The organism is Paenibacillus sp. LS-5, from assembly GCF_056121505.1.
Window position 1 is genome coordinate 19,192 of record NZ_JBWAVA010000002.1, and the last position, 22,872, is coordinate 42,063.

Below are 22,872 nucleotides of genomic sequence, written 5' to 3' on the forward strand. Positions count from 1 at the left end.
ATCTATTGCTTCATTCAAAAACAAGATGGCAATCTCCGGCAGCCGATCCTGATGAAGTTCGGGAATTGGCCCGGAGCCTTTCAGTTTCTCCGCTCCTGTCATCGTTACTTGTGAAGCGAGGCCTGAACACGCCGGACAAGGCGCTTATGTTCATGGAAGGCGGAGATCAGGAAGGGTATGATCCCTTTCTGCTTAAGGGGATGACCGAAGCAGTACCCCGGATTAGAAAGGCTTTACAGGAAGAAGAGCATATCCTTGTATATGGCGACTATGATGCGGACGGAGTGTCCAGTACTGCGCTGATGATCTATCTGCTGCGCTACCTGGGCGCTTCTTTTGATATTTATATTCCACACCGCGCAAATGAAGGCTACGGACTGCACAATCATGCGCTGGACTGGGCAAAGCAGCAAGGTGTATCGCTTGTCATCACGGTAGATACTGGTATCAGTGCCTATCATCAAATTGCATACGCCAGCGGGCTTGGGATGGATGTGATCGTTACGGATCATCATGAACCACCGGAGCTTTTGCCTGAAGCTTATGCTCTGATTAATCCCAAGCTGCCCGATTGTCCTTATCCGTTCAAAGGATTAGCGGGTGTAGGGGTGGCGTACAAGCTGGCACAGGCACTGCTTGGTGATGAGGTTCCTGAAGAATGGAGTGAGATCGCTGCAATTGGGACCGTTGCTGATCTGATGCCACTTCTGGACGAGAACCGCAGCATTGTTCGCAAAGGCCTCTCCAGTATGAGGAACTCGCCATTCCCGGGCATACGAGCCCTGCTTGGAGTAAGCGGAATAACGATAGATACCGTAAGTGCAGTGAACATTGCTTTTGGAATGGCACCTCGGATCAATGCCAGTGGACGGCTGGACCATGCTGGACGTGCTGTTACTTTGCTGACTACGGAGCACATGGATGAGGCTGAGCAGCTTGCCGGTGAACTGGATCTGTTGAATAAGGAACGCCAGCTGGTTGTCGAGAGAATAGCGGCCGAAGCCACTGCCATGCTGGAACTCCAGATTCAGAAGGACAAGCTTCCTGATATTGTTGTGCTAGCCCATCAAGGATGGAATGTCGGAGTAGTAGGAATAGTTGCCTCCAAGCTGTTGGAACGATACTATCGTCCTGTGATTATTCTGGACATTCATCCCGAGACAGGCATGTGCAAGGGTTCAGCCCGTTCAATTCCCGGTTTGGATATCTACGAAGCTTTATCCTCCTGTGCAGACCTAATGGATCATTTCGGCGGACATCCAGCTGCGGCCGGGATGAGCCTGCATCAGGACAAATTGATAGATTTTGCGGCAGCTTTAAATGAGTATGCTGCGAAGGTACTGAAGCCGGAACATCTTCTGCCGGTGACTGCTGCGGATGCAGAGACGGAGATTGCTGATTTGTCGCTGCAGGCTGCGCTCGAACTGGACAGGCTGGCTCCATTTGGAATGGCTAACCCGGTGCCCAAATTCATCGTTCGTGGTGCTGCTGTGAAAGAAACCCGTAAGATGGGCCAGGATGGCAAACACTTGAAGATTGTTCTACAGCAGGGCAGTCATACTATTGAAGTGGTGGCCTTTGGCAAAGGAGGGCTTGCTGAATTACTCCCGGGCGGAACACTGATCAATATTCTGGCCGAGCTGTCGGTCAACGAATGGAATGGCTCTCGTAAACCACAGCTTATCCTGCAGGATCTGGCGGTGGAGAGTCCGCAGCTATTTGACCTCCGCGGTGCCGCCGATGCGGTGAAACAAGCCGCACAGCTTACAGAGCTGTTGCAGCCTTATTGTGGTGTAGAGCCGCTCAGAACAGCTGCTGTATTCCAGAACAGCCGCTTGTCGCCTATGAGTGCTCTTCAAGGCATGTCCCTATGGGTATATGATGAAGACGCTGGCATATCACCGGTTCGGCTTGAACCGGCAGATTCAGAAGGCACACGGATATCCTTACTCTGTCTGCTCGATATGCCGGAGACCCCGGAACAGCTGGATGCGCTCCTTGCTGCATTCCCGCATGCAGATAACATTGCCTTGCTGCATTCGATCAGGGATGGTCGGGACCGGCTTCAGGTGCCGACAAGAGACCACTTCAAAGTGCTGTATAAATCATTGGCTGCGCTGGCAGCAGCTCCAATACCCGAGCATGAACTGCTGCTGAGGCTCACCAGGCAGTCATCCATGGGGATGCGCATGCTTGCCAAAATGCTCGACGTATTCGAGGAGCTCGATTTTATTGAGCGTACCAAGGGGACAGTTACCTTTGTTACACAGCCCGCTGCTAAGAGCCTTACTGCTTCGCAGCATTTTGTGAGACTGGAACAAACGGCGGAGCTGGAACGTTATTTCATGGAAAGCAGCCGCAGCGAGCTGCAGGAGTGGATCTTATCCCGCCGGCTGGATGATTTCCGGTTGGGATAACTAAATGCTTTTCGGAGCAAGTTGGTTCGAAGTTAATTCAGTGAGGTAACGCTCACAAACTTTTAGGAGATGATAGTGTGGATTTAAAAGACAGTATTCGTGTGATTCCGGATTTCCCGCAGCCGGGCATCAGCTTCAAAGATATTACTACCCTGCTTAAGGATGGTGAGGCTTACCGCCGGGCGATTGATGAGCTGAAGGCTCTGGTATCGCATCTGCAGATCGACGTAATTGCCGGCCCGGAGGCACGCGGATTTGTGGTAGGCGCCCCCCTGGCCTATGCACTCGGGGTCGGTTTTGTGCCGATCCGCAAGAGCGGCAAGCTTCCGTACGACACGATTGAGGTGGGTTACGATCTGGAATACGGAAAAGATACGCTTGCCGTTCACACGGATGCGGTCAAACCTGGACAGAACGTTCTTATTGCAGATGATTTGCTGGCAACGGGTGGCACTATCGCCACTTCGGTCAATTTGATCGAGCAGTTGGGCGGCAAAGTGGTCGGAGCGGCCTTCCTGATCGAATTGACACAGCTTGCCGGACGGAATAAGCTTTCCGGTATTGAGATTCATTCGCTGCTTACTTACGAAGATTAATTTAACCCTGGTGACTTTTCCCGGGAAATAAAAAGCGGACTGCTGTCGATTATGACAGTAGTCCGCTTTTATATACAGCATATATCCCGTTTATTAAGTGTATATTAATGTGCAGTTTTGTCGCTGTCCTGCTCATTCGATAAGCCAAGTACTTCAATTACTTTGAACAGCAGGGACAGAATCATGCCGACAATGGTTGCAAGCGCCATACCTTTAAGCTCTACACCGCCAAGTTTAAGCGAGATACCGCTAATGCCGACTACAAGAACCAAAGTTGCCAGAATCATGTTGGTTGCTTTGGAGAAATCAACCTTTTGCTCAACAAAGATACGCAGACCGGAAGCCGCAATGACACCGAACAGCAGCAGGGAGACACCACCCATAACAGGCTGCGGAATATTGGCAATAATAGAGGAGAAAGTTCCGGAGAACGAGAGCAGGATCGCAATCACAGCTGCACCGCCGATCACATAGACCGAATATACTTTGGTTAGCGCCATAACACCGATATTTTCACCGTAAGTGGTGTTTGGGGTAGAACCGAAGAATCCGGAAAGAATAGTGGAAATCCCGTTGCCCATCAGCGAGCGGTCCAGTCCGGGGTCCTTGGTCAGGTCTTTGCCGACAATGTTGCTGGTAACGAGCAAGTGGCCAATGTGTTCTACAATGACTACAAGCGATACCGGGATAATGGTCAGGATGACCTGCCAGTCGAAGGATGGGGTAATAATGGTGGGATGGGAAAAGAAGTGCGCGCTCGAGATCGCGTCTGTATTCACCACTTGCATAATATAAGCCAGAACATAACCGGTTACGATACCGATGAGGATATGAATGATTTTGGGGAAACCACGGAAGAGCACTGCGCCAATGACAGTTACGCCCAGTGTTACCATAGAAAGGGTGATCGCTTTGGTATCGGGAGTCCAGTCGGCCACACTTACGCCTTCGGGAGCAATCAGTCCAGCCATGCGCGCCGCAACGGGTACCAGTTCCAGTCCGATGGTCGCTACGATAGCGCCCATAACCGCCGGAGGAAACACAACATCAATCCAACCGGTTCCGGCATAACGGACAATCAATGCGACAAGGATGAAGATCACGCCAGTTACGATAAAAGCACCCAGTGCAAGCGAATATCCATGCATATGATCTCCCTTATGTTTGTCCAGTACGCTGAGCACCGGGGAGATAAAGGCAAAGCTTGAGCCGAGGTATGCAGGGATTTTGCCGCGGCAGATCAGAATGTACAGCAGTGTGCCGATACCGTTCATCAGCAGGATCATGCCGGGGTCGACTCCGAACAGGTTAGGGACAAGCACCGTACTGCCGAACATAGCGAACAAATGTTGAAGACTCAGCAGAAAACCAGGACCCCATGGGAGCTTTTGATTAACTTGAATTTCGCGTTGCAATGGTATTCACTTCTCTTTCATGTCTATTTTATGTGAGGTTCCAAAAAACCGCCTTTACTAGATTAAATAGAACGGCGTCTTTTTACAACAACATTTTTGCAAGTGCCACGAAATTGTCTATTCTCGACACAATACCTTGCCCGTATGCCATGCTGTGGCAAGTGTTGACGTAATCCATCGCAAGCGTCATAATTATAGACAACTTTACACTGCGGGTAGCGCAGATTCGAAACATATGGAACCTGCAAATTCTGCAACGCTTGCGGGTTCATTTTATTATAGAAAGGAAACGGATACGACGAGAATGGGCATAGAGCAATTAACCGAAAAGGCCGGCGCCTATATAAAAGAAAAAGATCTTCTCCGCATCCGGGAAGCTTATGAATTTGCCGATCAGGCTCATTACGGGCAGGTTCGGAAATCGGGGGAGCCATACATTCTGCATCCGCTCGCGGTCGCAGATATTGTCGTCAATATGCAAATGGATGTTATCTCCATAATTGCAGCGCTGTTGCATGATGTTGTAGAAGATACTACGGTTTCGCTGGAGCAGATCCGCGAGAAGTTTGGCGATACCTGCGCGATGCTAGTGGACGGTTTAACCAAACTGGAACGGATTCGCTTCCGCTCCAAGGAGGAGCAGCAGAACGAGAACTACCGCAAGATGTTCATCGCCATGGCTCAGGATATCCGGGTCATTGTGATCAAGCTGGCAGACCGTCTGCATAATATGCGCACTCTTAAGTACCAGTCAGAAGAAAGCCAGCGCCGTATTTCTTACGAAACGCTGGAGATTTTTTGTCCCATTGCGGACCGGTTGGGGATTTCCGCGATCAAATGGGAGATGGAGGATATTGCTCTCCGTTATTTAAACCCGCAGCAGTATTACCGTATTGCCAACCTGGTCCATAAGAAACGTGCGGAACGGGAACAGTTCATCGACAACGTTATCGGCCGAATCCGTTCCAAACTGGATGAAATGGGCATCGAAGGAGATCTTTCGGGCCGTCCCAAGCATATTTACAGTGTGTATAACAAGATGAATACGAAGAACAAGCAGTTCAACGAAATTTATGATTTGCTTGCCATCCGCATTATCGTCGACAATATTAAGGATTGTTATGCCACACTCGGCATTATTCATACTCTTTGGAAGCCGATGCCTGGCCGTTTCAAGGATTATATTGCTATGCCCAAAGCGAACATGTACCAATCGCTGCACACTACCGTGGTGGGTCCGGGCGGAGAACCGACTGAAGTGCAAATCCGCACGTGGGAGATGCACCGTACAGCCGAGTTCGGGATTGCGGCCCACTGGGCTTACAAAGAAGGCAGCAGTAATAATGTCAATCCGGAGAACCGGATGCCATTTTTCCGTGAGATTCTGGAACTCCAGCATGAGGCTAAAGATGCAGAAGAGTTCGTAGAATCGTTGAAGATGGACTTTTTCTCGGATCTTGTATTTGTGTTCACCCCTAAGGGTGAGGTTGTGGAGCTTCCAGCAGGTTCTGTGCCGCTCGACTTTGCCTTCCGGATTCATACAGAGGTTGGGAACCGGACGATCGGCTCGAAGGTGAACGGGCGTATTGTACCGCTGGATCATAAGCTGAAGACCGGGGATATCGTGGAGATTCTAACTTCGAAGAACTCTTACGGCCCAAGCCGTGATTGGCTGAAGATCGCCCAGTCCTCCCATGCCCGCAGTAAGATCAAGCAGTGGTTCAAGAAGGAGAAACGCGAGGAGAACGTTGAAAAGGGCCGGGAAGCCATTGAGCGTGAACTGAAGCGTCTGAACGTAGAAGTGTCAGATTGGCTGACAGAAGACAAATTGTCGGAAGTGTCTAAGAAGTTCGCGTTCAATGATGTGGAGGATATGCTCTCAGCCGTGGGTTTTGGCGGCATTACCGCTGCCCAAATCGCTTCCAAGCTTACAGAGAAGCTACGCAAGGAACAGGAAGAAGCGGCCGGCCATCTGGAGCTTACTTCCGAAATGAAAGAAATCAAGTCCAGCGGGGAGAGACGCAATCAGCCGACCAACGGGGTGCGTGTAAAAGGCATTGATAATCTGCTGGTTCGTTTTGCCCGATGCTGCAACCCAGTGCCTGGCGACGATATTATCGGTTATGTGACCCGCGGCCGCGGTGTTTCCGTCCATCGTGAGGACTGTCCGAATATTCCCACCGAAGGGGATGGGGAAGAATCGGCACGGGTTATCGAAGTGGAGTGGGAAGGCAGCATGGAGGCCAACTACAGTGTGGATATTGAGATTACCGGACATGACCGCAATGGACTGCTGAATGAAGTGCTGCAGGCCGTGTCGGAGAGCAAGACGAATATTTCCGCCGTCACCGGACGCAGTGACAAGAACAAAATGGCGATGATTCATATGACCATTCTGATCCGCAATACGGATCATCTGCAGTCTGTGGTCGATAAGGTGAAACGGGTTAAGGATGTATATACAGTTAATCGCATAATGCAATAGAGCAAGGAGCTGGAAGGCGTAATGAGAGTTGTGGTGCAGCGCTGCAAGGAAGCCAAAGTAAGCGTAGCAGATACAGTGACCGGAACGATCGGTGAGGGTCTGATGCTGCTGGTCGGCGTTACCCATGAGGATACAGAGAAGGACGCCAAGTATTTGGCAGATAAAATAGCCGGACTCCGCATTTTTGAGGATGAGGCCGGTAAAATGAACTTCAGTGTTACCGATACAGGAGGAGCCATATTGTCCGTATCCCAATTCACACTGTATGGAGACTGCCGTAAAGGCCGCCGTCCGAACTTTATGGCTGCGGCTGCGCCTGCTGAGGCAGAGCGGCTGTATGATTATTTCAACCAGGAGCTGAGGGCTGGCGGGCTGCAGGTGGAGACGGGTGTCTTCGGAGCGATGATGGATGTGTCACTGACTAACTGGGGGCCGGTAACGCTTCTGCTGGACAGCCGCGGCTAATGAACTCCGTATCGAAGTAGTACAGAACCAACGCGCTATAGATGATGTTCCAGAGTGTCTTACGTAATTCCGGGAGGAATTGGCGTGAGGCACTTTTTTTATAAACATGGAATGATTAAAAGGGGGACCCGTCCTTCATACGGATAGACCCCGCTTGGGCTGGACAGACTAGAAGGGATCAAGTATTCGTAGGGTAGCGGGGTGTCAGGCCATGAGACAATCGGAAAAGTCGCGAAGCTGGAGCAGCATTCCGGCCTATTGCGCAGGTTGCTGTGCTGAAGCAATAGCAGCAGCCAAGAGTGCCGAAGATTGTAAAGAGCGTCCAGTGTTAAAAGGAAACAGCCGCAGTCTTTTGCCGCGCACCTGAGGTGCAGGAGAGTGCGGCTGTTTCTGTATGCATCTTCCTTTCTTCGCTTCGTTCTTGAAGGTAAATATTCGGGAGTTGTCCCGGGATCGTTAGAAAGCATCTTAATGCGGGTAATAGAAAGACGAAGACAGAATGAACACAGAACAGTGAGAGGAGAAACAATCTCATGAGTAAAGTTGCATTTCTGCTGGCAAACGGTTTTGAAGATTCCGAAATGAAAGTCCCTTACGATGAAGTGATAAAAGCAGGACATCAGGCAGAGATTATCGGCCTGAAGAAGAATGAGACCTTGCTTGGCAAGAAAGGCGATGTCTCCTATGCAGCGGATAAAGCAATCAGCGAGGTGAAGGCTGGTGATTACGATGCTGTGGTCATACCAGGAGGCTCATCGCCGGAGAATCTGCGGCTGAACCCTGATATTCTCCAGTTCGTCAAGGAAGCTGACGGTGCAGGCAAACCTATTGCATCCATCTGTCACGGACCGCAAATCCTGATCAGTGCAGACCTGTTGCAGGGCCGGACGGTAACTTCCTATCCTCCGCTGAAGGATGATGTGATTAACGCAGGAGCAGAGTTTAAGGATCAAGAGGTGGTCCTGGACCGCAATTACATTACCTCACGTACACCCAAAGATGAGCCCGCATTTGTGCGTGAGCTGCTAAAGGTGTTGTAATACACGTGATTCAGCATCACAGGAACTCAAGGATCTGACCATTCAGAAGGAGGGAACGACCATGACTACAAGAATTCAGGCGTATTTCAGAAATGAAAGTGAAGCAGAAGGTGCGAAGACAGCTTTGATTCCTTACGAAGTGGAAGGCATAGAAGTATCTCCATTAACAGATCCTCTGGACAAAGGAGACCGCGGGAACCGTAATATTCTGCTGCCGCTGGTGCCCTACAACAACTCAGGCATGGCCGGCGGGGCTTTTGGAGTTGCAGGCGCTACAGGATCGCTATCTGGAGCAGCCATCGTACCGGGCATCCGTGTGGATGATAACCTTGATGACAACATAGACGCACGCAGTGCTGGCGATGTGCGCAGTGATTCGGATGCGGACGGCCATGATTGGGACGATCTGCATTATGTGATGGCCCTCAAAGTACCTGAAGAAAAGCATAATGAGGTCGTTGATGTCCTGCGGGGCAAGCATGCCTTTGTCGAAATATTTGAAGATTAACGTGTGCTCAGGCTAGCTTTCTCCGGGGCAAAAGCTGTATCGGTGAGATTAGCAGGCTGAACCCCAGAAAGGCTCCAGAACCCTTCAAAAAGGGCTCGATGGAGCCTTTTTTGGTGTTGGAACACAAAAGTTGTACTATATCTCTAGACAGAGAATAATGTTGTAGTGTAAAGTAATTTGCAGGTAAGAGAATAGGGAATGTCCCGGAAAATAAAACGCTTTCTTTTCTGTAATGCAACCGTAATATTTCATTCATGATTCCTTAATATAGCGTGTTTATAATAAAAGCATGACCCCCTTTTTTATAATATATGATGATGGACCTGCAGCAATCGGCTGCAGGTCATTTTTTTGGCGCAAGCGTTCAAGAGGACTTGGAGAGGATGTATTTTGTTTCATGCCTTGACTTTAGCGCAGTGGTTCAGTAGAATCTAACAATATACGATATGTTATAACGTTTTGATGACGGGACCAAGTAATCCGTAGCCCACAACCCCAGAGAAGAATCCCTGCTGAATCAGCTGTAGTCCATTAGGTGGACTAACAGACTGTTTACGCGCTGGCTGTAAGGATTCTGTTGATGAACGGATGAATGACTTCCCCGAGAACGCACGGCGAAAGCAGGCCATCGCAGGATTGCCGCAGGTCAGTAGCCGGAGCGCGTAGGCGGGCGTTAACCGCTTTGAGCGGGTTTAGGGGGAATATCCTGAATCCGGAATGTGGGTGGTACCACGGGTGAATTATTGGTTATGATAATCCCTCGTCCCTGTTTGTTACAAACAGAGACGAGGGATTTTTTGTTATTTTCAGGAGGGATTGGCTGTGGCAAAGGAAAGATTTGAGAAACCAACGGGCACGCAGGATGTGCTTCCTGGTGCAGTGGAGAAATGGCAGGTTGTAGAGAGCAAGGCGAGAGACCTTTGCCGGCGGTTCAATTACCGTGAGATCCGCACACCGATGTTCGAGCACACAGGGCTTTTTGAACGCGGTGTGGGGGAAACAACGGACATCGTGGAAGGTGAAATGTACACGTTCAAGGATAAAGGCGACCGTGATCTGGCGCTGCGTCCGGAAGGAACCGCTGGTGTTGTGCGTGCTTATGTCCAGAACAAGCTGTATGGTGAACCGGATGTCAGCAAGCTGTATTACATCGGACCCATGTTCCGTTATGAACGTCCACAGGCAGGAAGATACCGCCAGTTCCATCAGTTTGGTATTGAAGCCTTTGGAGCGGTGGACCCGGCCATTGATGCGGAAGTTGTATCGCTGGGATACCAATTCTACAAGGATTTAGGATTGAAAGACGTGAAGGTGGAGCTGAATTCCGTAGGGAATGCACCCAGCCGTGCGGCTTACCGCGAGAAGCTGCTGAACTTCTTGCGGCCGATGCGGGATACCCTGTGCAGTGATTGTCAGCGCCGGATGGAACGTAATCCGCTGCGTGTGCTGGACTGCAAGGTGGACCAGGATAAATTCGGCGGCGCACCATCCATTCTCGATAGTCTGGATGAGGAATGCACTACACATTTTGAACAGGTCAAAGCACATCTGGATGTTATGGGTGTCGAATACAGTATTAATCCACGTCTTGTACGCGGTCTCGATTATTACACGCATACCGCGTTTGAATATAAAGCAGCAGGTATCGGCTCTATTGATACTGTTGGTGGTGGGGGACGTTACAACGGTCTGGTGGAAGAAATCGGCGGGCCGGATCAGCCGGGCATCGGCTTCGGAATCGGACTCGAGCGCATTCTGCTGATCCTGGAGAATCAGGGTGTAGAACTGGAGCAGGCCAAGCCGCTGGATGTGTATTTTGTCGCACTTGGCGAAGCAGCCGATATGGAGATTACGAAGCAGTTGTTCACGCTGCGAAGCCTTGGATTCTCTGCGGAACGGGATTATCTTGGACGCAAGATGAAGGCGCAGATGAAATCGGCAGACCGTTTGAATGCACGCTATACAGCGATTCTTGGCGAAGATGAGCTGAACAATGGCGTCATTGCCCTGAAATCGATGGCAACAGGTGAACAGCGGACAGTCAAGCTGGAAGACCTGGCAGCGTCGCTGGAGTAGGATTTGTAAGGAATGGACGAGCACACCAAAATACGTATTTTAACCATAAAGGGGCAGGATAAATTATGAGTAGAAGTCATAACTGTGGACAGCTGACACTAAGTAACATTGGCGAGACGGTAACACTGAACGGCTGGGTGCAGACCCGCCGGGATTTGGGGGGCGTCCTGTTTATCGACCTGCGCGACCGCAGCGGGATTGTGCAAATCGTGTTCAACCCGGACTATTCCGGTGAAGCGCTGCAGACTGCTGACAAGGTTCGCAGTGAATATGTGCTGTCTGTTACGGGTAAGGTTGTTAAAAGAGATGAAGAAACCATTAACCGTAATCTGCCTACCGGCGAGATTGAAGTACAGATTACAGAAATCGAAGTGCTGAATGCAGCCAAGACGCCTCCATTTTTCATTGAAGATGGGGTTGAAGTCGATGAGTCCCTGCGTATGAAATACCGTTACCTGGACCTGCGCCGTCCGGAGATGTATAAGACCCTGCTGCTCCGTTCGAAAGCGGCCAAGATCTTCCGCGACTTCCTGGACAACGAAGGTTTTATCGATATCGAAACGCCGATCCTGACCAAAAGCTCTCCGGAAGGCGCACGTGATTATCTGGTGCCGAGCCGGGTTCATGACGGTGAATTCTTCGCGCTTCCGCAGTCACCGCAAATCTACAAGCAGCTGTTGATGGTTGGCGGTATTGAACGTTATTACCAGATGGCCCGCTGCTTCCGTGATGAGGATCTTCGGGCTGACCGCCAGCCGGAATTCACCCAGTTCGACATCGAGACTTCGTTCATGCCTCAGGACGAGCTGCTTTCTTTGATGGAATCGCTGATGCAGCGTCTCCTGAAAGAAACGATTGGGGTTGAAGTCTCTACCCCGTTCCAGCGTCTGACATATGCAGAAGCTATGGGCAAATATGGCTCAGATAAACCGGACCTGCGTTTTGGTCTTGAACTGGTAGAAATGAACGATATCGTGGCTGCCAGCGGTGTGAAAGTGTTCGCCTCTGTGATTGAAAAAGGCGGAGAAGTGAAATGTCTTAATGCCAAAGGCTGCGGTACGTGGACCCGTAAGGAAATCGATGATCTGGGACCTTATGCAGCACGTTACGGCGCGAAAGGGCTGGCTTGGATTCAAGTGAAAGACGGCGAATTCAAAGGCCCTATCGTTAAGTTCTTCACAGAAGAAGAGATTGCTGCGGTGAAGGAGCGCACAGGCGCTGAAGAAGGCGACCTGCTGCTCTTCTCTGCTGATAATAAGAAGGTTGTGGCAGATGTACTTGGGGCGCTGCGCCTGAAGATCGGCCGCCAGCTGGGCTTGATCGATGACAGTGTATTCAAATTTGCCTGGGTAACTGAATTCCCGCTTCTCGGCTATGATGAAGACCAAAAGCGTTATGTAGCAGAACATCACCCGTTCACCCGTCCTATGGACGAAGACCTGCATCTGTTCGATACCGATCCTGGAGCTATCCGCGCACAGGCCTACGATATTGTACTTAACGGCTATGAAGTCGGAGGCGGCTCGCAGCGTATATACAAGCGTGATGTGCAGGAGAAAATGTTCGATGCCCTGGGCTTTACTCCAGAAGTTGCCTATGAGAAATTTGGTTACCTGATGGACGCCTTTGAATATGGTACACCTCCGCATGGCGGAATCGCGTTTGGGTTCGACCGTCTGATTATGCTGCTGGCCGGACGTACCAATCTGCGTGAAACAATTGCCTTCCCAAAAACAGCGAGTGCAACAGATCTGCTGATGGATGCTCCTTCACCGGTAGATGCTATTCAATTGGAACAGCTGCACATCAGGCTGGCCCCTAAGCCAGACAAAGAAAAGAAATAAATCATTTTAAGATTCAGAATGCTATGCTCACAAAACTTAAGCCTATGCTTTCGAAGTGAGTTTTGTATGAAGTCAATCTGAATGCTATGCTCACAAAACTTTTAGGAGGCTGTACGTTATGCTGCATCAGTTCTCACGTACGGAGCTGGCTATTGGACCGGAAGGTCTGGAGATCATGAAAAACAGCACAGTGGCAGTACTCGGGATCGGCGGTGTAGGAGCCATGGCGGTTGAAGCCCTGGCCCGTACCGGGATCGGCCGGATTATCCTGATCGACAAGGATACGGTGGATATCACGAATATCAACCGCCAGATCCATGCACTGACTACAACTGTTGGCCAGAACAAAACGGATCTGATGGTGGAGCGCATCAAGCTGATCAATCCGGAATGCGAAGCGATCGCGCTGAACATGTTCTATACGGAGGAAACGTATGAGGAGCTGTTCAAGTACAAGCTGGATTTCGTAATTGATGCATCCGATACCATTATCTACAAAATCCATATCATCAAGGAATGTCTGGCCCGGGGAATCCCTATGATATCGAGCATGGGCGCAGCCAATAAGATGGATCCAACCCGCTTTCAGGTGGCTGACATTTCCAAGACCAGTATGGATCCAATTGCCCGTGTCATCCGGCAGAAGTTGCGCAAGGAAGGCATCAAGAAAGGCGTTAAGGTTGTGTTCTCAACGGAAGAACCGATGAAGCCGCGTGAGGATGTTACAGAACAGATTGTGCCAGCCAATGCGCCTGACCGGCGCAAGGCTCAACAACCCCCGGCCAGCAATTCTTTTGTGCCGCCGGTCGTTGGTCTCATTATGGTTAGTGTCACCGTACACGACCTGCTGGAGGCAGGCGGGATCACGGTATAGTTGAAGTATTGAATGAATGAAGGATTGAACAAAGGGCGTACAGCCGCCATCCGGCTGTTTACGCCCTTTTATTGCGGTTTATGTATGCTACAGGGACTGATTGGGATTTAATTATTAGTGGAGGTTTTTGCATGAAATCGAAGGTTTGGCGAAATAGTGTAGGCCTGGAGCCGGGCGACAACTGGAAAAGGGAACTCTCGGCAGGCATCCTGTCCTATTTTGCTTCTGTATATATTGTGATGGTCAATGCGGCAATTCTGCATGATGCGGGGATGCCGCTGCGGGCGGGAATGGTGGCTACACTGCTGACGGCAGTTGCTGGCTGTCTCCTGATGGCTTTTGGCGGCAAAACGCCGATTATTGTGGTGCCGGGTATGGGCATCAATGCATTTTTCACCTATACGCTGGTGCACTCCATGAAGCTGGACTGGCGTGAAGCGCTTGCTGTAGTAGTCGTAACAGGAGTACTGTTCGCCGTGGTGGCATTTACCTCACTGTACCGGATATTAAGCGATGCGATTCCCCATAATCTGCAGCATGCAATCACAGTGGGGATCGGACTTTTTCTGACCTTTATCGGTCTTCAAAAAAGCGGCATCGTCATCGCTCACCGCACGACTTTTGTCGCCATAGGGCATTTCAGTGATCCTGCTGTCATCACCTCCAGTATGACGCTCATTCTTGCACTGGTTCTGTTTATCCGCGGAACAAGGGGCGGGCTGCTGATTAGTATGCTGGCAGGCACGGGGCTGGCTTATGTGCTGGGGGCGGCGCATGCACCGGAGATGACAGATTCAGGGCATATATTCGCTGGATATGGTGATGTGTTTGCCGGTATGGACTGGAGCCGGGGGATCAGTCTGGTCTTCTGGATCGCTGTATTCTTGCTGCTGTTGATTGTTGTCTTTGAAAATATCGGCCTCATCTCGTCCCAGACCCTGATGGCAGGCCGCCCGGAGCGCTTCAAAAGCAGCCTCCGTGCGCTGTCCATCGCCAATATCGCTGCCGGCCTGTTCGGCAGCAGCCCCGTGGTCGCGGCTGCTGAATCTACTGCCGGGATCGCCGCAGGCGGCCGCTCTGGCCTGACCTCGCTTGTCACCGGCATCCTGTTCAGTGCCACGTTCCTGTTCATTCCGCTGCTGGCATACGTCCCGGACAGCGCTATTGCACCGATTCTGATTGTTATCGGCGGTCTGATGGTGCAGAGCGTGCGCGAGATGGACCTCAGTGACTTGACCGAGCTGTTCCCCGCATTCCTGGTTATGGTGATGATTCCGTTCACCTACAGCATCGTGGATGGCATGGCCTTTGGCTTCATCACTTACCCGATTGTGAAGCTGGCAACGGGCAAAGGCAAAGATGTTCCACCAGCGCTGTATGGTATCGCCGGTTTGTTTGTTGCCAACTTTGTGCTGCATGCTTTTATGGGATAGTCAGTTTCCGGCAGAACGGAAGCCGCTTCTGCTTGGTTTAATAGGGATGGTATTCCAGAATCTGTTGTGATATGATGAATATCCTTTTTGTGTGAGTATAGCCAGTCTTGCACGGGGCAAATCAGGGTGTGCGCTTGCGGAAGCAGGTGTATGCCCGTATAACTTTTAGGAGGTAACTGAAATTGGAGGACAACTTTCAAAGTGCCTATCAAGAGGAAGAAGACAGGCTGAACAACGCGCTTACGGAGATTGACACAGTTCTTGAGAGACTGCGCGGCATTCCGGTGTACACAGGGCATGAGTATACGGAGCAGGTGCTGGAGGACTCAAGGGAGCAGCGGCGTAAAGATCTTGCCAAGCTGCGGCAGGAGCCTTATTTCGGACGGCTTGATTTTCAGGGCAAGGATGAGGATGAACGCAAGGCGCTCTATATCGGCAAAATCGGTGTAGACCGGGAACAGGTAAGCGACCGTCCGCTGGTAATCGACTGGCGCGCTCCGGTAGCGAGCCTGTTCTATTCGTTTACCGGCGGGACAGAACCAGCTTCCTATGAAGCGCCGGAGGGGCTGATCGAAGGGCTAGTGTATCTGAAGCGGAACGTAGTGATCCGCAAGCAGATTCTGGAGCGGGTGGCGGATACCTATAATCGAGACAGCGACGCTCCGGCCGTGTCGGATGAATTTCTGGTCTACCGTCTGGGCGAGAACAAGGACAACCGGCTCCGGGACATTGTATCTACTATTCAGGAGGAGCAGGACAAGATCATCCGGGCGGCCAAGAACACTGCGCTGATTATCCAGGGCGTGGCGGGCAGCGGAAAAACTACTGTCGCCCTGCACCGGCTGGCGTTCCTGTTATATCAATACAAGGATCAGGTATCTGCTGAGAAAATGATTATTTTCGCACCGAACCGGATGTTTCTGGATTATATTTCGGACGTGCTTCCAGAGCTTGGCGTCGGTAATATTGCCCAGAGTACGTTCCCCGACTGGGCTGCAGAGGTGCTGGGGGTTGAGCTGCCCGAGCAGAATGCTGCAGATACTATGAATCTTTGGTTTGAACGCGAAGGCGGGATGCCCGAGATTACAGAAGAGACACCGGGCCGATTCAAAGGGTCCACAGCATTGATGGGAATTATTGAGTCAGCCATAGGCCTCCTGGAGAACGGGGCGGTTCCTGAAGGTGACTTCAGTCCGTGGGAAGGCTCGGTGCTGAAGCGGTCCATGATTATGCGCTGGCATAATGAGGAATACGCCCCGTATCCGCCGGCTAAGCGCAAGGAACGGGTGATGGCGCGGATTCACCGCTGGATTGAAATGGAGCTGAAGAAGAGTCCCTCCGCTGCGGCAATGAAGGACCGCAAGAAGAAAAGCGCGGCGCGAGAGAAGGCCTACAGCGCAAAATGGCCGAAATATGATCCGCTGATGATCTACAAGCAGATCTTCCGCGCAGTAAAAGTCCCTGAGGATTGGCCAACAGCAGCGCCGGACAGAATTCCGCAGGGTGTGCTGAAGCAGACGGTCAAAGACCTCAAAAAAGGTATTTTGCATGAAGAGGATCTGCCGCCGCTGCTATACATTCATTATTTGCTGAACGGCAATGAAGGCAGCAGCCGCTTTGACCATATTGTTATTGATGAAGCACAGGATTTCTCACCTTTTCAGATTGCAGTGCTGGATTTGTATGTGAAAGGGCATTCCTTTACCATTCTGGGTGATCTGTCTCAAGGGATTCATGCTTATAAAGGCGTGCATGCCTGGGAAGAAATGCAGATTCTGTTTGACCCTGACCACACGGCTTACCATGCGCTGACGCGCAGTTACCGCTCAACCATGGAGATTATCGAATTCGCCAACGGCATTCTGTCTGCCGGAGTCGGCAGCAGCCTGTTGGCTGTACCTGTCTTCCGCAGCGGGAATCCCGTACGCCTGATTCCTTACACAGGACCGTTGCCTGAGCCAGCAGTAGGCGGGGACAGTCGTGTTAAGGCCGTTAGCAAGGCTCTGGCCTCGCTCTCCGGCCGGGAATACCGGACAGTAGCCGTATTGACCCGCAGCCTGCGGGAAGCCGAAGAGCTGTACACGGAGCTTGCCGGTTCGTTCGATGATATTCATCTGATCGACGGCAGCATGAACGAATATAAAGGGGGACTGTCAGTACTTCCAGTCTACCTGTCTAAAGGGCTGGAGTTCGACGCTGTAATTCTCGCCGATGCCGATTCGGACCATTACGGTGACGCCGCTTGGGATGCGAAGCTGATGTATGTAGGATGTACACGTGCTCTCCATGAGCTGTGGATACTGCACAGCGGCAATCTTCCGTCTTATCTTCAGAATGGGGATGGGACTACCCTAGGGTGGCCGGAATAAGTTATCTCGTAATCTCACCCTTCCGTACTGGTGAAGAACGATTATAACTATTCTTGAACTTGTAACGGGGGCTTCCCTGTGGCTTAATAATAAGTGTCCGGCCGGGCAAGATTACTTCTGGAAGGAGGCTGATTGCAATGATTTCAGAATACGAGGTGGTTTCCGTCTAGTACGGAAACCTGTATATGAGGAGGCCGCGAGGCCTCCTTATCATTTATGAACAGTATCATCACATTGAATGTAGACGCTAACCACAGGGTTTTATATAATGAAATTACGTTTTTACCAAATTTGAGGAGAAGAAAGGAGGCAGGTGACATGAAGCTGATGAACAGCGCAGTGATCGGACATAAGGGAACACACCTGTTGAAGGAGGAAATGTTACGTGAGTTATGTAAATGGAAAGGATGTGCTCCCCCCAGGCCTGCTGGAAGAGCTTCAGGGATACATCCAGGGTGAACTGCTCTACATCCCGAAGAAAACGGAAGAGCGGGTAAGATGGGGCGAGAACAGCGGTACCAGGCAAGAGATTGCCAGCCGCAACGAGGAGATTTTCTGCAGTCACAGCAGCGGCTGCTCGGTGAACGAGCTGCAGAAGAGATACCACTTGTCTGAAGAAAGCATCCGCAAGATTATATCAAAAACACGACTGGCGATGAACCGCTAGCCTGAATTTTGAACGAAGAGCATGGCACCCGCCAGGATGGCGAGGTCATGCTCTTTTTATATGGAGATCAAGAAAGGTACAGCTCAAGTGCCGGGTTCTTGATTGCGGGCGCTGTGTGGTATGATAGAGAGCGGAAATGCTATACAACTCCTAAAGATTACAGCAAGGAAGTGGAATTATGGATTTATTTTCTTTCGGTGAGGAACCCGCGGGCGGACGTCTGCTTGCAGACCGGATGCGACCGGGGAATCTCGATGAATATATTGGCCAGGAGCATATTGTGGGACCGGGCAAGCTGCTGCGCCGTGCAATTGAAGCCGACCAGGTATCTTCCATTCTGCTCTATGGCCCTCCCGGCTGCGGCAAGACGACCTTAGCCCATATCATTTCCCATCATACGCAGGGAGAATTTGTACGTCTGAATGCGGTGGAGGCATCGGTTAAAGATGTGCGTGAGGTCATTGAGCGTGCCCAGAGCAATAAATCACTGTACGGCTCGAAGACGATATTGTTCCTGGACGAGGTTCACCGTTTCAACAGTTCCCGCCAGGATGCCCTGCTTCCCGCTGTGGAGAAGGGGACGATTACTTTTATCGGCGCGACTACCGAGAATCCATTCCATTATGTAAACGGGGCGCTTCTGAGCCGCTCCACGCTATTTCAACTTGAATCACTGACCAGTGAGCATAGCTTGATTGCCATGCGCAGAGCACTGGCTGATGAGAAGCGGGGACTTGGATTCATGCAGCTGCAGGCAGATGAAGAAGCGCTGCAGCATATTGCTGATATGGCGAACGGCGATATTCGGCGCGCACTGAACGCGCTGGAGCTGGCTGCCATGACCACTGCGCCGGAGTCGGACGGCAGCGTCCATATTACGCTTGCGGTAGCGGGGGAATCGATCCGCCGCCCGATTGTCAAAGCCGATGAATCGACGCAGTATGATATCCTGTCGGCTTTTCATAAGAGCATCCGCGGCTCCAGTGACGCCGCCCTATTCTGGTTCCTCTACGCCGTGGAGAAGCTTGGTATGGACCCAATGACATTCATCCGCCGCCTGATTGCAGCCAGCAGCGAGGATATTGGCTTAGCTAATCCGCAGGCGATGGTACAAGCGGTCAGTGCCCTGGAGGCTTACCGCAACAACGGCTGGCCGGAGGCCAGGCTGAACATCGCCCAAGCGATTCTGTTCGCAGTAGAGAGTCCGAAGTCGAACGCCGTCGTGATGGCGATTTCGAATGCGCTGAATAGCATTGAGGAACTGAAATCCGCCGAAGTGCCGCTCCATCTGAGGGATACGCACTACAAGGGCTCATCGGCGCTAGGCCATGAGGGATACCAGTATCCGCATAATTTTCCCGGCCATTATGTGAAGCAGGAATATTTGCCGAAGGCAATTGCCCGGAGGGTCTTCTATCAGGCTACGGAGCAGGGAAATGAAGCGAAGATCCGCCATAATCAAGGATTGCGGCGCGGGCAGTAACATAGATCAAGCATTGGGGAATAGTGGAACAAATCCGTTCTTTTACGACATGAGGCAGCATGGCCTCCCGTGAGAGGACGGTTTTTTTTTTTGAAATAGAAGAATTTATCTGCTCACACTAGAGTTTTAGGACGAAATAGCCTTTTTCACTTGGGGGAATTTCAGGATAGCCTAAACAACGCGCGTTAAATATGATCAAAATGGAAATTATTTTACAAATAATACTGTTTTCTTAGGTTTTTTTAATGTAAATATATAGAATTAAATCCCTGTATATGGTATATGTGTATATGGGACGAGTATTCCTGACATCAGTATGGGAGGTGGATGCTAAATTTGGCGAATGAACAGAATTAAAGTCTGGACACTGGGGCGGTATTGATTCGTGATGCAAGGGATCGAACAGGCATGTAAGAAGGAGAAGGGAGCTGGGCTTGAATGAATTATAAGAAGCGGAAGCAAGGCCTAATCTTATCTTTAAGTGTAGTGCTGGCAGGCACATTGGTCTCAGGTACAGTAATTCACCCGTCAGTCAGCAAAGCGGAGGGAAGTGGATTCAATTATGCAGAGGCACTGCAGAAATCGATCTATTTCTATGAAGCTCAGCGATCCGGAGACCTGCCGGATAACAACCGTGTGGAATGGAGAGGCGATTCAGGGCTGCAGGACGGAGCGGATGTTGGTCACGATCTGACCGGAGGCTGGTATGATGCTGGGGACCATGTGAAATTTGGGTTTCCTATGGCATATACAGCCACGATGCTGGCATGGTCAGTCTATGAGTACAAAGATGGATATGTTCAATCCGGCCAGCTGGATGAGATCCTCGACAACATCCGCTGGGCAACAGATTATTTTGTGAAAGCGCATACTGCTCCTAATGAGCTGTGGGGACAGGTCGGAAATGGTACTGCGGATCACAATTGGTGGGGGCCGGCGGAGGTTATGCCTATGGCGCGTCCGTCGTACAAGATTGATGCTGCCCATCCCGGCTCTGATCTGGCGGCGGAGACTGCTGCAGCCCTAGCATCGGCGTCGATTATTTTCAGGGACTCTGATCCGGCATATGCGGACAAGCTTCTGCTGCACGCGAAGCAGCTGTACAATTTTGCCGATACGTACCGTGGGGCTTACTCAGATACTATCACTGACGCTAAGCAGTATTACAATTCCTGGAGCGGTTATGAAGACGAATTAAGCTGGGGCGGAGTCTGGCTCTATATGGCGACTGGTGAACAGAATTATCTGGATAAAGCCGTAGCCGCCAGCAAATTGTGGGGCACTAATCAAGCCGGGCAATGGGGTTATCAGTGGACCCAGTCCTGGGATGACAAGCATTATGGTGCACAGCTCCTGCTGTCGCGTATTACAGGCGATCCCAAATTTATTCAATCTACTGAACGGAATATGCAGTTTTGGACAACCGGGGTGAACGGGACAACCGACCGTGTGGCCTATACTCCGGGGGGACTTGCGCATCTGGACCAGTGGGGGGCACTGCGGTATGCAGCGAATCAGGCGTTTCTGGCTTTTGTCTATGCGGACTGGGTAACCGATCCAGTGAAGCAAAATACAGCCCGGACGTTTGCTGAGCGTCAGATTACCTATATGCTAGGAGATAATCCCCGTAACAGCAGCTATGTCATTGGCTTCGGCAATAATGCACCACAGCATCCGCATCACCGGACCTCACACGGCTCCTGGAGCGACAGCCAGACAACCCCAGTCAACCACCGTCATGTTCTGTATGGTGCCCTGGTTGGTGGACCTTCCAAGACCGATAGCTATACGGATGCAATCAGCGATTATGTCTCGAATGAAGTTGCAACCGATTACAATTCAGCCTTTACAGGCTCTTTAGCCAAAATGATGCTCCTGCACGGGCAGGGTCAGAAGCCGCTTCCTAACTTCCCTCCGGCTGAAACTCGGGAGGATGAAATGTTCACCGAGACTTCGGTGAATGCGAGCGGCAGCAATTTTGTGGAAATCCGGGCGCTGATTAATAACCGTTCCGGCTGGCCGGCACATTCCAGCAGCCAGATGTCATTTAATTACTATGTAGATCTTAGTGAAGCTGTAGCTGCGGGGTACGGGCCGGAGGATATTACGGTCAAAGCAGGAGGCTACAATCAGGGCGGGACTGTCTCACAACTGCTCCCGTTTGACGCAGCGAATCATATTTATTACACGAAAATTGATTTCACCGGCACTCCCGTTTATCCTGGCGGGCAATCGGCCTACCACAAGGAGATCCAGTTCCGGATTAGTGCTCCACTGAACACCACTTTCTGGGATAACACGAATGATTTCTCCTTCCGTGGTGTGTCTTCGAGCGCATCCGCTCCTGTGAAGAATCCGTATATTCCGGTGTTCGATGCAGGTGTTAAGGTATATGGAGAACTGCCGACTGGCGCCAACCCCGGGGAACCGCAGGTTCCGGGCCGTCCAACCGGACTACAGGCAGCGGCAGGGAATGCCAGCGCAGCGTTGACCTGGAATGCGGTTAGCGGCGCAGCAAAATACACGATCAAACGTGCGCTCGTCAGCGGAGGACCTTATACGGTTATTGGGACGGTGACAGGAACAGCCTACAATGACAGCGGGCTGGTGAACGGTGTGGACTATTATTATGTTGTAACCGCTTCAAATGGAGTAGGGGAGGGTACGGCTTCCGCTCAGGCCACTGCCCGGCCGCATGAGACCCCCGCGCCTTCCATCGGAGATTTGCGGGTACAATACCGCACCAATGATACGAGTCCCGGTGACTCACAGATCCGCAGCCAGTTCCGGATTGTGAATACGGGAACCACGGCGGTGGCACTTAGCGGACTGAAGCTTCGTTATTATTACACCGTGGATGGAGATAAGCCGCAGGAATTTCACTGTGACTATGCTGTTGTTGGCAGCGGGAATCTAAGCGGCAGCTTTGTGAAGCTGACTGCACCTGCTGCACTGGCGGATTCATATGTGGAGATTTCTTTTGCCGCTGGGGCCGGAAGTCTTGCTCCAGGTGCAGATACTGGCGAAATCCAGGTGCGCTTCAACAAAACAGATTGGACTGCCTACAATGAAAACAATGATTATTCCTACAACGGAACCCAGCAGAGCTTCGCAGATTGGGATAAAGTCACACTGTACCGTGAAGGCAAATTGGTATGGGGATTGGAACCATAAAATGATCCAGAGAGGGAGCATGCCAA

General features: G+C 51.1%; 15 protein-coding genes. 14 read left to right on the forward strand and 1 reads right to left on the reverse strand.

Annotation, left to right across the window (positions count from 1 at the left end; genetic code table 11):
• Window positions 1-5 precede the first annotated feature (5 nt).
• The gene (gene recJ, locus AC0MA3_RS03465) at window positions 6-2,417 is read left to right on the forward strand and encodes a single-stranded-DNA-specific exonuclease RecJ (RefSeq protein WP_474655187.1); all 2,412 of its coding nucleotides are present in this window, start codon (window positions 6-8) and stop codon (window positions 2,415-2,417) included.
• A gap of 77 nt (window positions 2,418-2,494) precedes the next feature.
• Window positions 2,495-3,013: an adenine phosphoribosyltransferase gene (locus AC0MA3_RS03470; RefSeq protein ID WP_474655188.1), complete on the forward strand. Its 519-nt coding sequence runs from the start codon at window positions 2,495-2,497 to the stop codon at window positions 3,011-3,013.
• A 104-nt stretch (window positions 3,014-3,117) separates the two neighbouring features.
• On the opposite strand, the gene uraA is transcribed toward AC0MA3_RS03470, so the two are convergent.
• Entirely contained in the window at window positions 3,118-4,428 is a 1,311-nt protein-coding gene (gene uraA / locus AC0MA3_RS03475) for a uracil permease (RefSeq protein WP_474655189.1), read from the reverse strand.
• Between the two features lie 304 nt (window positions 4,429-4,732).
• Here uraA and AC0MA3_RS03480 point away from each other — a divergent pair, with 304 nt between their 5' ends.
• The 12 genes from AC0MA3_RS03480 to AC0MA3_RS03535 all read left to right on the forward strand — a co-directional run bounded on the left by AC0MA3_RS03480 (window position 4,733) and on the right by AC0MA3_RS03535 (window position 22,846).
• Complete coding sequence (locus AC0MA3_RS03480) at window positions 4,733-6,913, forward strand: RelA/SpoT family protein (protein ID WP_379161581.1); 2,181 nt, start codon at window positions 4,733-4,735, stop codon at window positions 6,911-6,913.
• A gap of 21 nt (window positions 6,914-6,934) precedes the next feature.
• Window positions 6,935-7,378, forward strand: coding sequence for a D-aminoacyl-tRNA deacylase (gene dtd / locus AC0MA3_RS03485; protein WP_379160984.1), 444 nt, complete (start codon window positions 6,935-6,937; stop codon window positions 7,376-7,378).
• 533 nt (window positions 7,379-7,911) lie between these two features.
• On the forward strand, window positions 7,912-8,418 hold the full coding sequence (locus tag AC0MA3_RS03490; RefSeq protein ID WP_379160986.1) for a type 1 glutamine amidotransferase domain-containing protein: 507 nt from the start codon (window positions 7,912-7,914) through the stop codon (window positions 8,416-8,418).
• Between the two features lie 61 nt (window positions 8,419-8,479).
• The gene (locus tag AC0MA3_RS03495; protein WP_474655190.1) at window positions 8,480-8,926 is read left to right on the forward strand and encodes a hypothetical protein; all 447 of its coding nucleotides are present in this window, start codon (window positions 8,480-8,482) and stop codon (window positions 8,924-8,926) included.
• Between the two features lie 822 nt (window positions 8,927-9,748).
• Window positions 9,749-11,002, forward strand: a complete 1,254-nt coding sequence (gene hisS / locus AC0MA3_RS03500; protein WP_474655191.1) for a histidine--tRNA ligase — start codon at window positions 9,749-9,751, stop codon at window positions 11,000-11,002.
• A gap of 65 nt (window positions 11,003-11,067) precedes the next feature.
• Entirely contained in the window at window positions 11,068-12,846 is a 1,779-nt protein-coding gene (gene aspS, locus AC0MA3_RS03505) for an aspartate--tRNA ligase (protein WP_474655192.1), read from the forward strand.
• 118 nt (window positions 12,847-12,964) lie between these two features.
• A complete protein-coding gene (locus tag AC0MA3_RS03510; RefSeq protein ID WP_474655193.1) occupies window positions 12,965-13,720 on the forward strand; it encodes a tRNA threonylcarbamoyladenosine dehydratase in 756 nt (251 codons plus the stop codon).
• A gap of 131 nt (window positions 13,721-13,851) precedes the next feature.
• A complete protein-coding gene (locus AC0MA3_RS03515) occupies window positions 13,852-15,153 on the forward strand; it encodes an NCS2 family permease (RefSeq protein WP_379160996.1) in 1,302 nt (433 codons plus the stop codon).
• 182 nt (window positions 15,154-15,335) lie between these two features.
• Window positions 15,336-17,522 (forward strand): HelD family protein, encoded by a 2,187-nt coding sequence (locus AC0MA3_RS03520; protein ID WP_474655194.1) that lies wholly within the window; start codon window positions 15,336-15,338, stop codon window positions 17,520-17,522.
• Between the two features lie 385 nt (window positions 17,523-17,907).
• Window positions 17,908-18,189: a CD3324 family protein gene (locus AC0MA3_RS03525; protein WP_379161000.1), complete on the forward strand. Its 282-nt coding sequence runs from the start codon at window positions 17,908-17,910 to the stop codon at window positions 18,187-18,189.
• A 178-nt stretch (window positions 18,190-18,367) separates the two neighbouring features.
• Window positions 18,368-19,672: a replication-associated recombination protein A gene (locus AC0MA3_RS03530; protein WP_474655195.1), complete on the forward strand. Its 1,305-nt coding sequence runs from the start codon at window positions 18,368-18,370 to the stop codon at window positions 19,670-19,672.
• Window positions 19,673-20,110: 438 nt separating this feature from the next.
• The gene (locus AC0MA3_RS03535; RefSeq protein WP_474655196.1) at window positions 20,111-22,846 is read left to right on the forward strand and encodes a glycoside hydrolase family 9 protein; all 2,736 of its coding nucleotides are present in this window, start codon (window positions 20,111-20,113) and stop codon (window positions 22,844-22,846) included.
• Window positions 22,847-22,872: the final 26 nt, after the last annotated feature.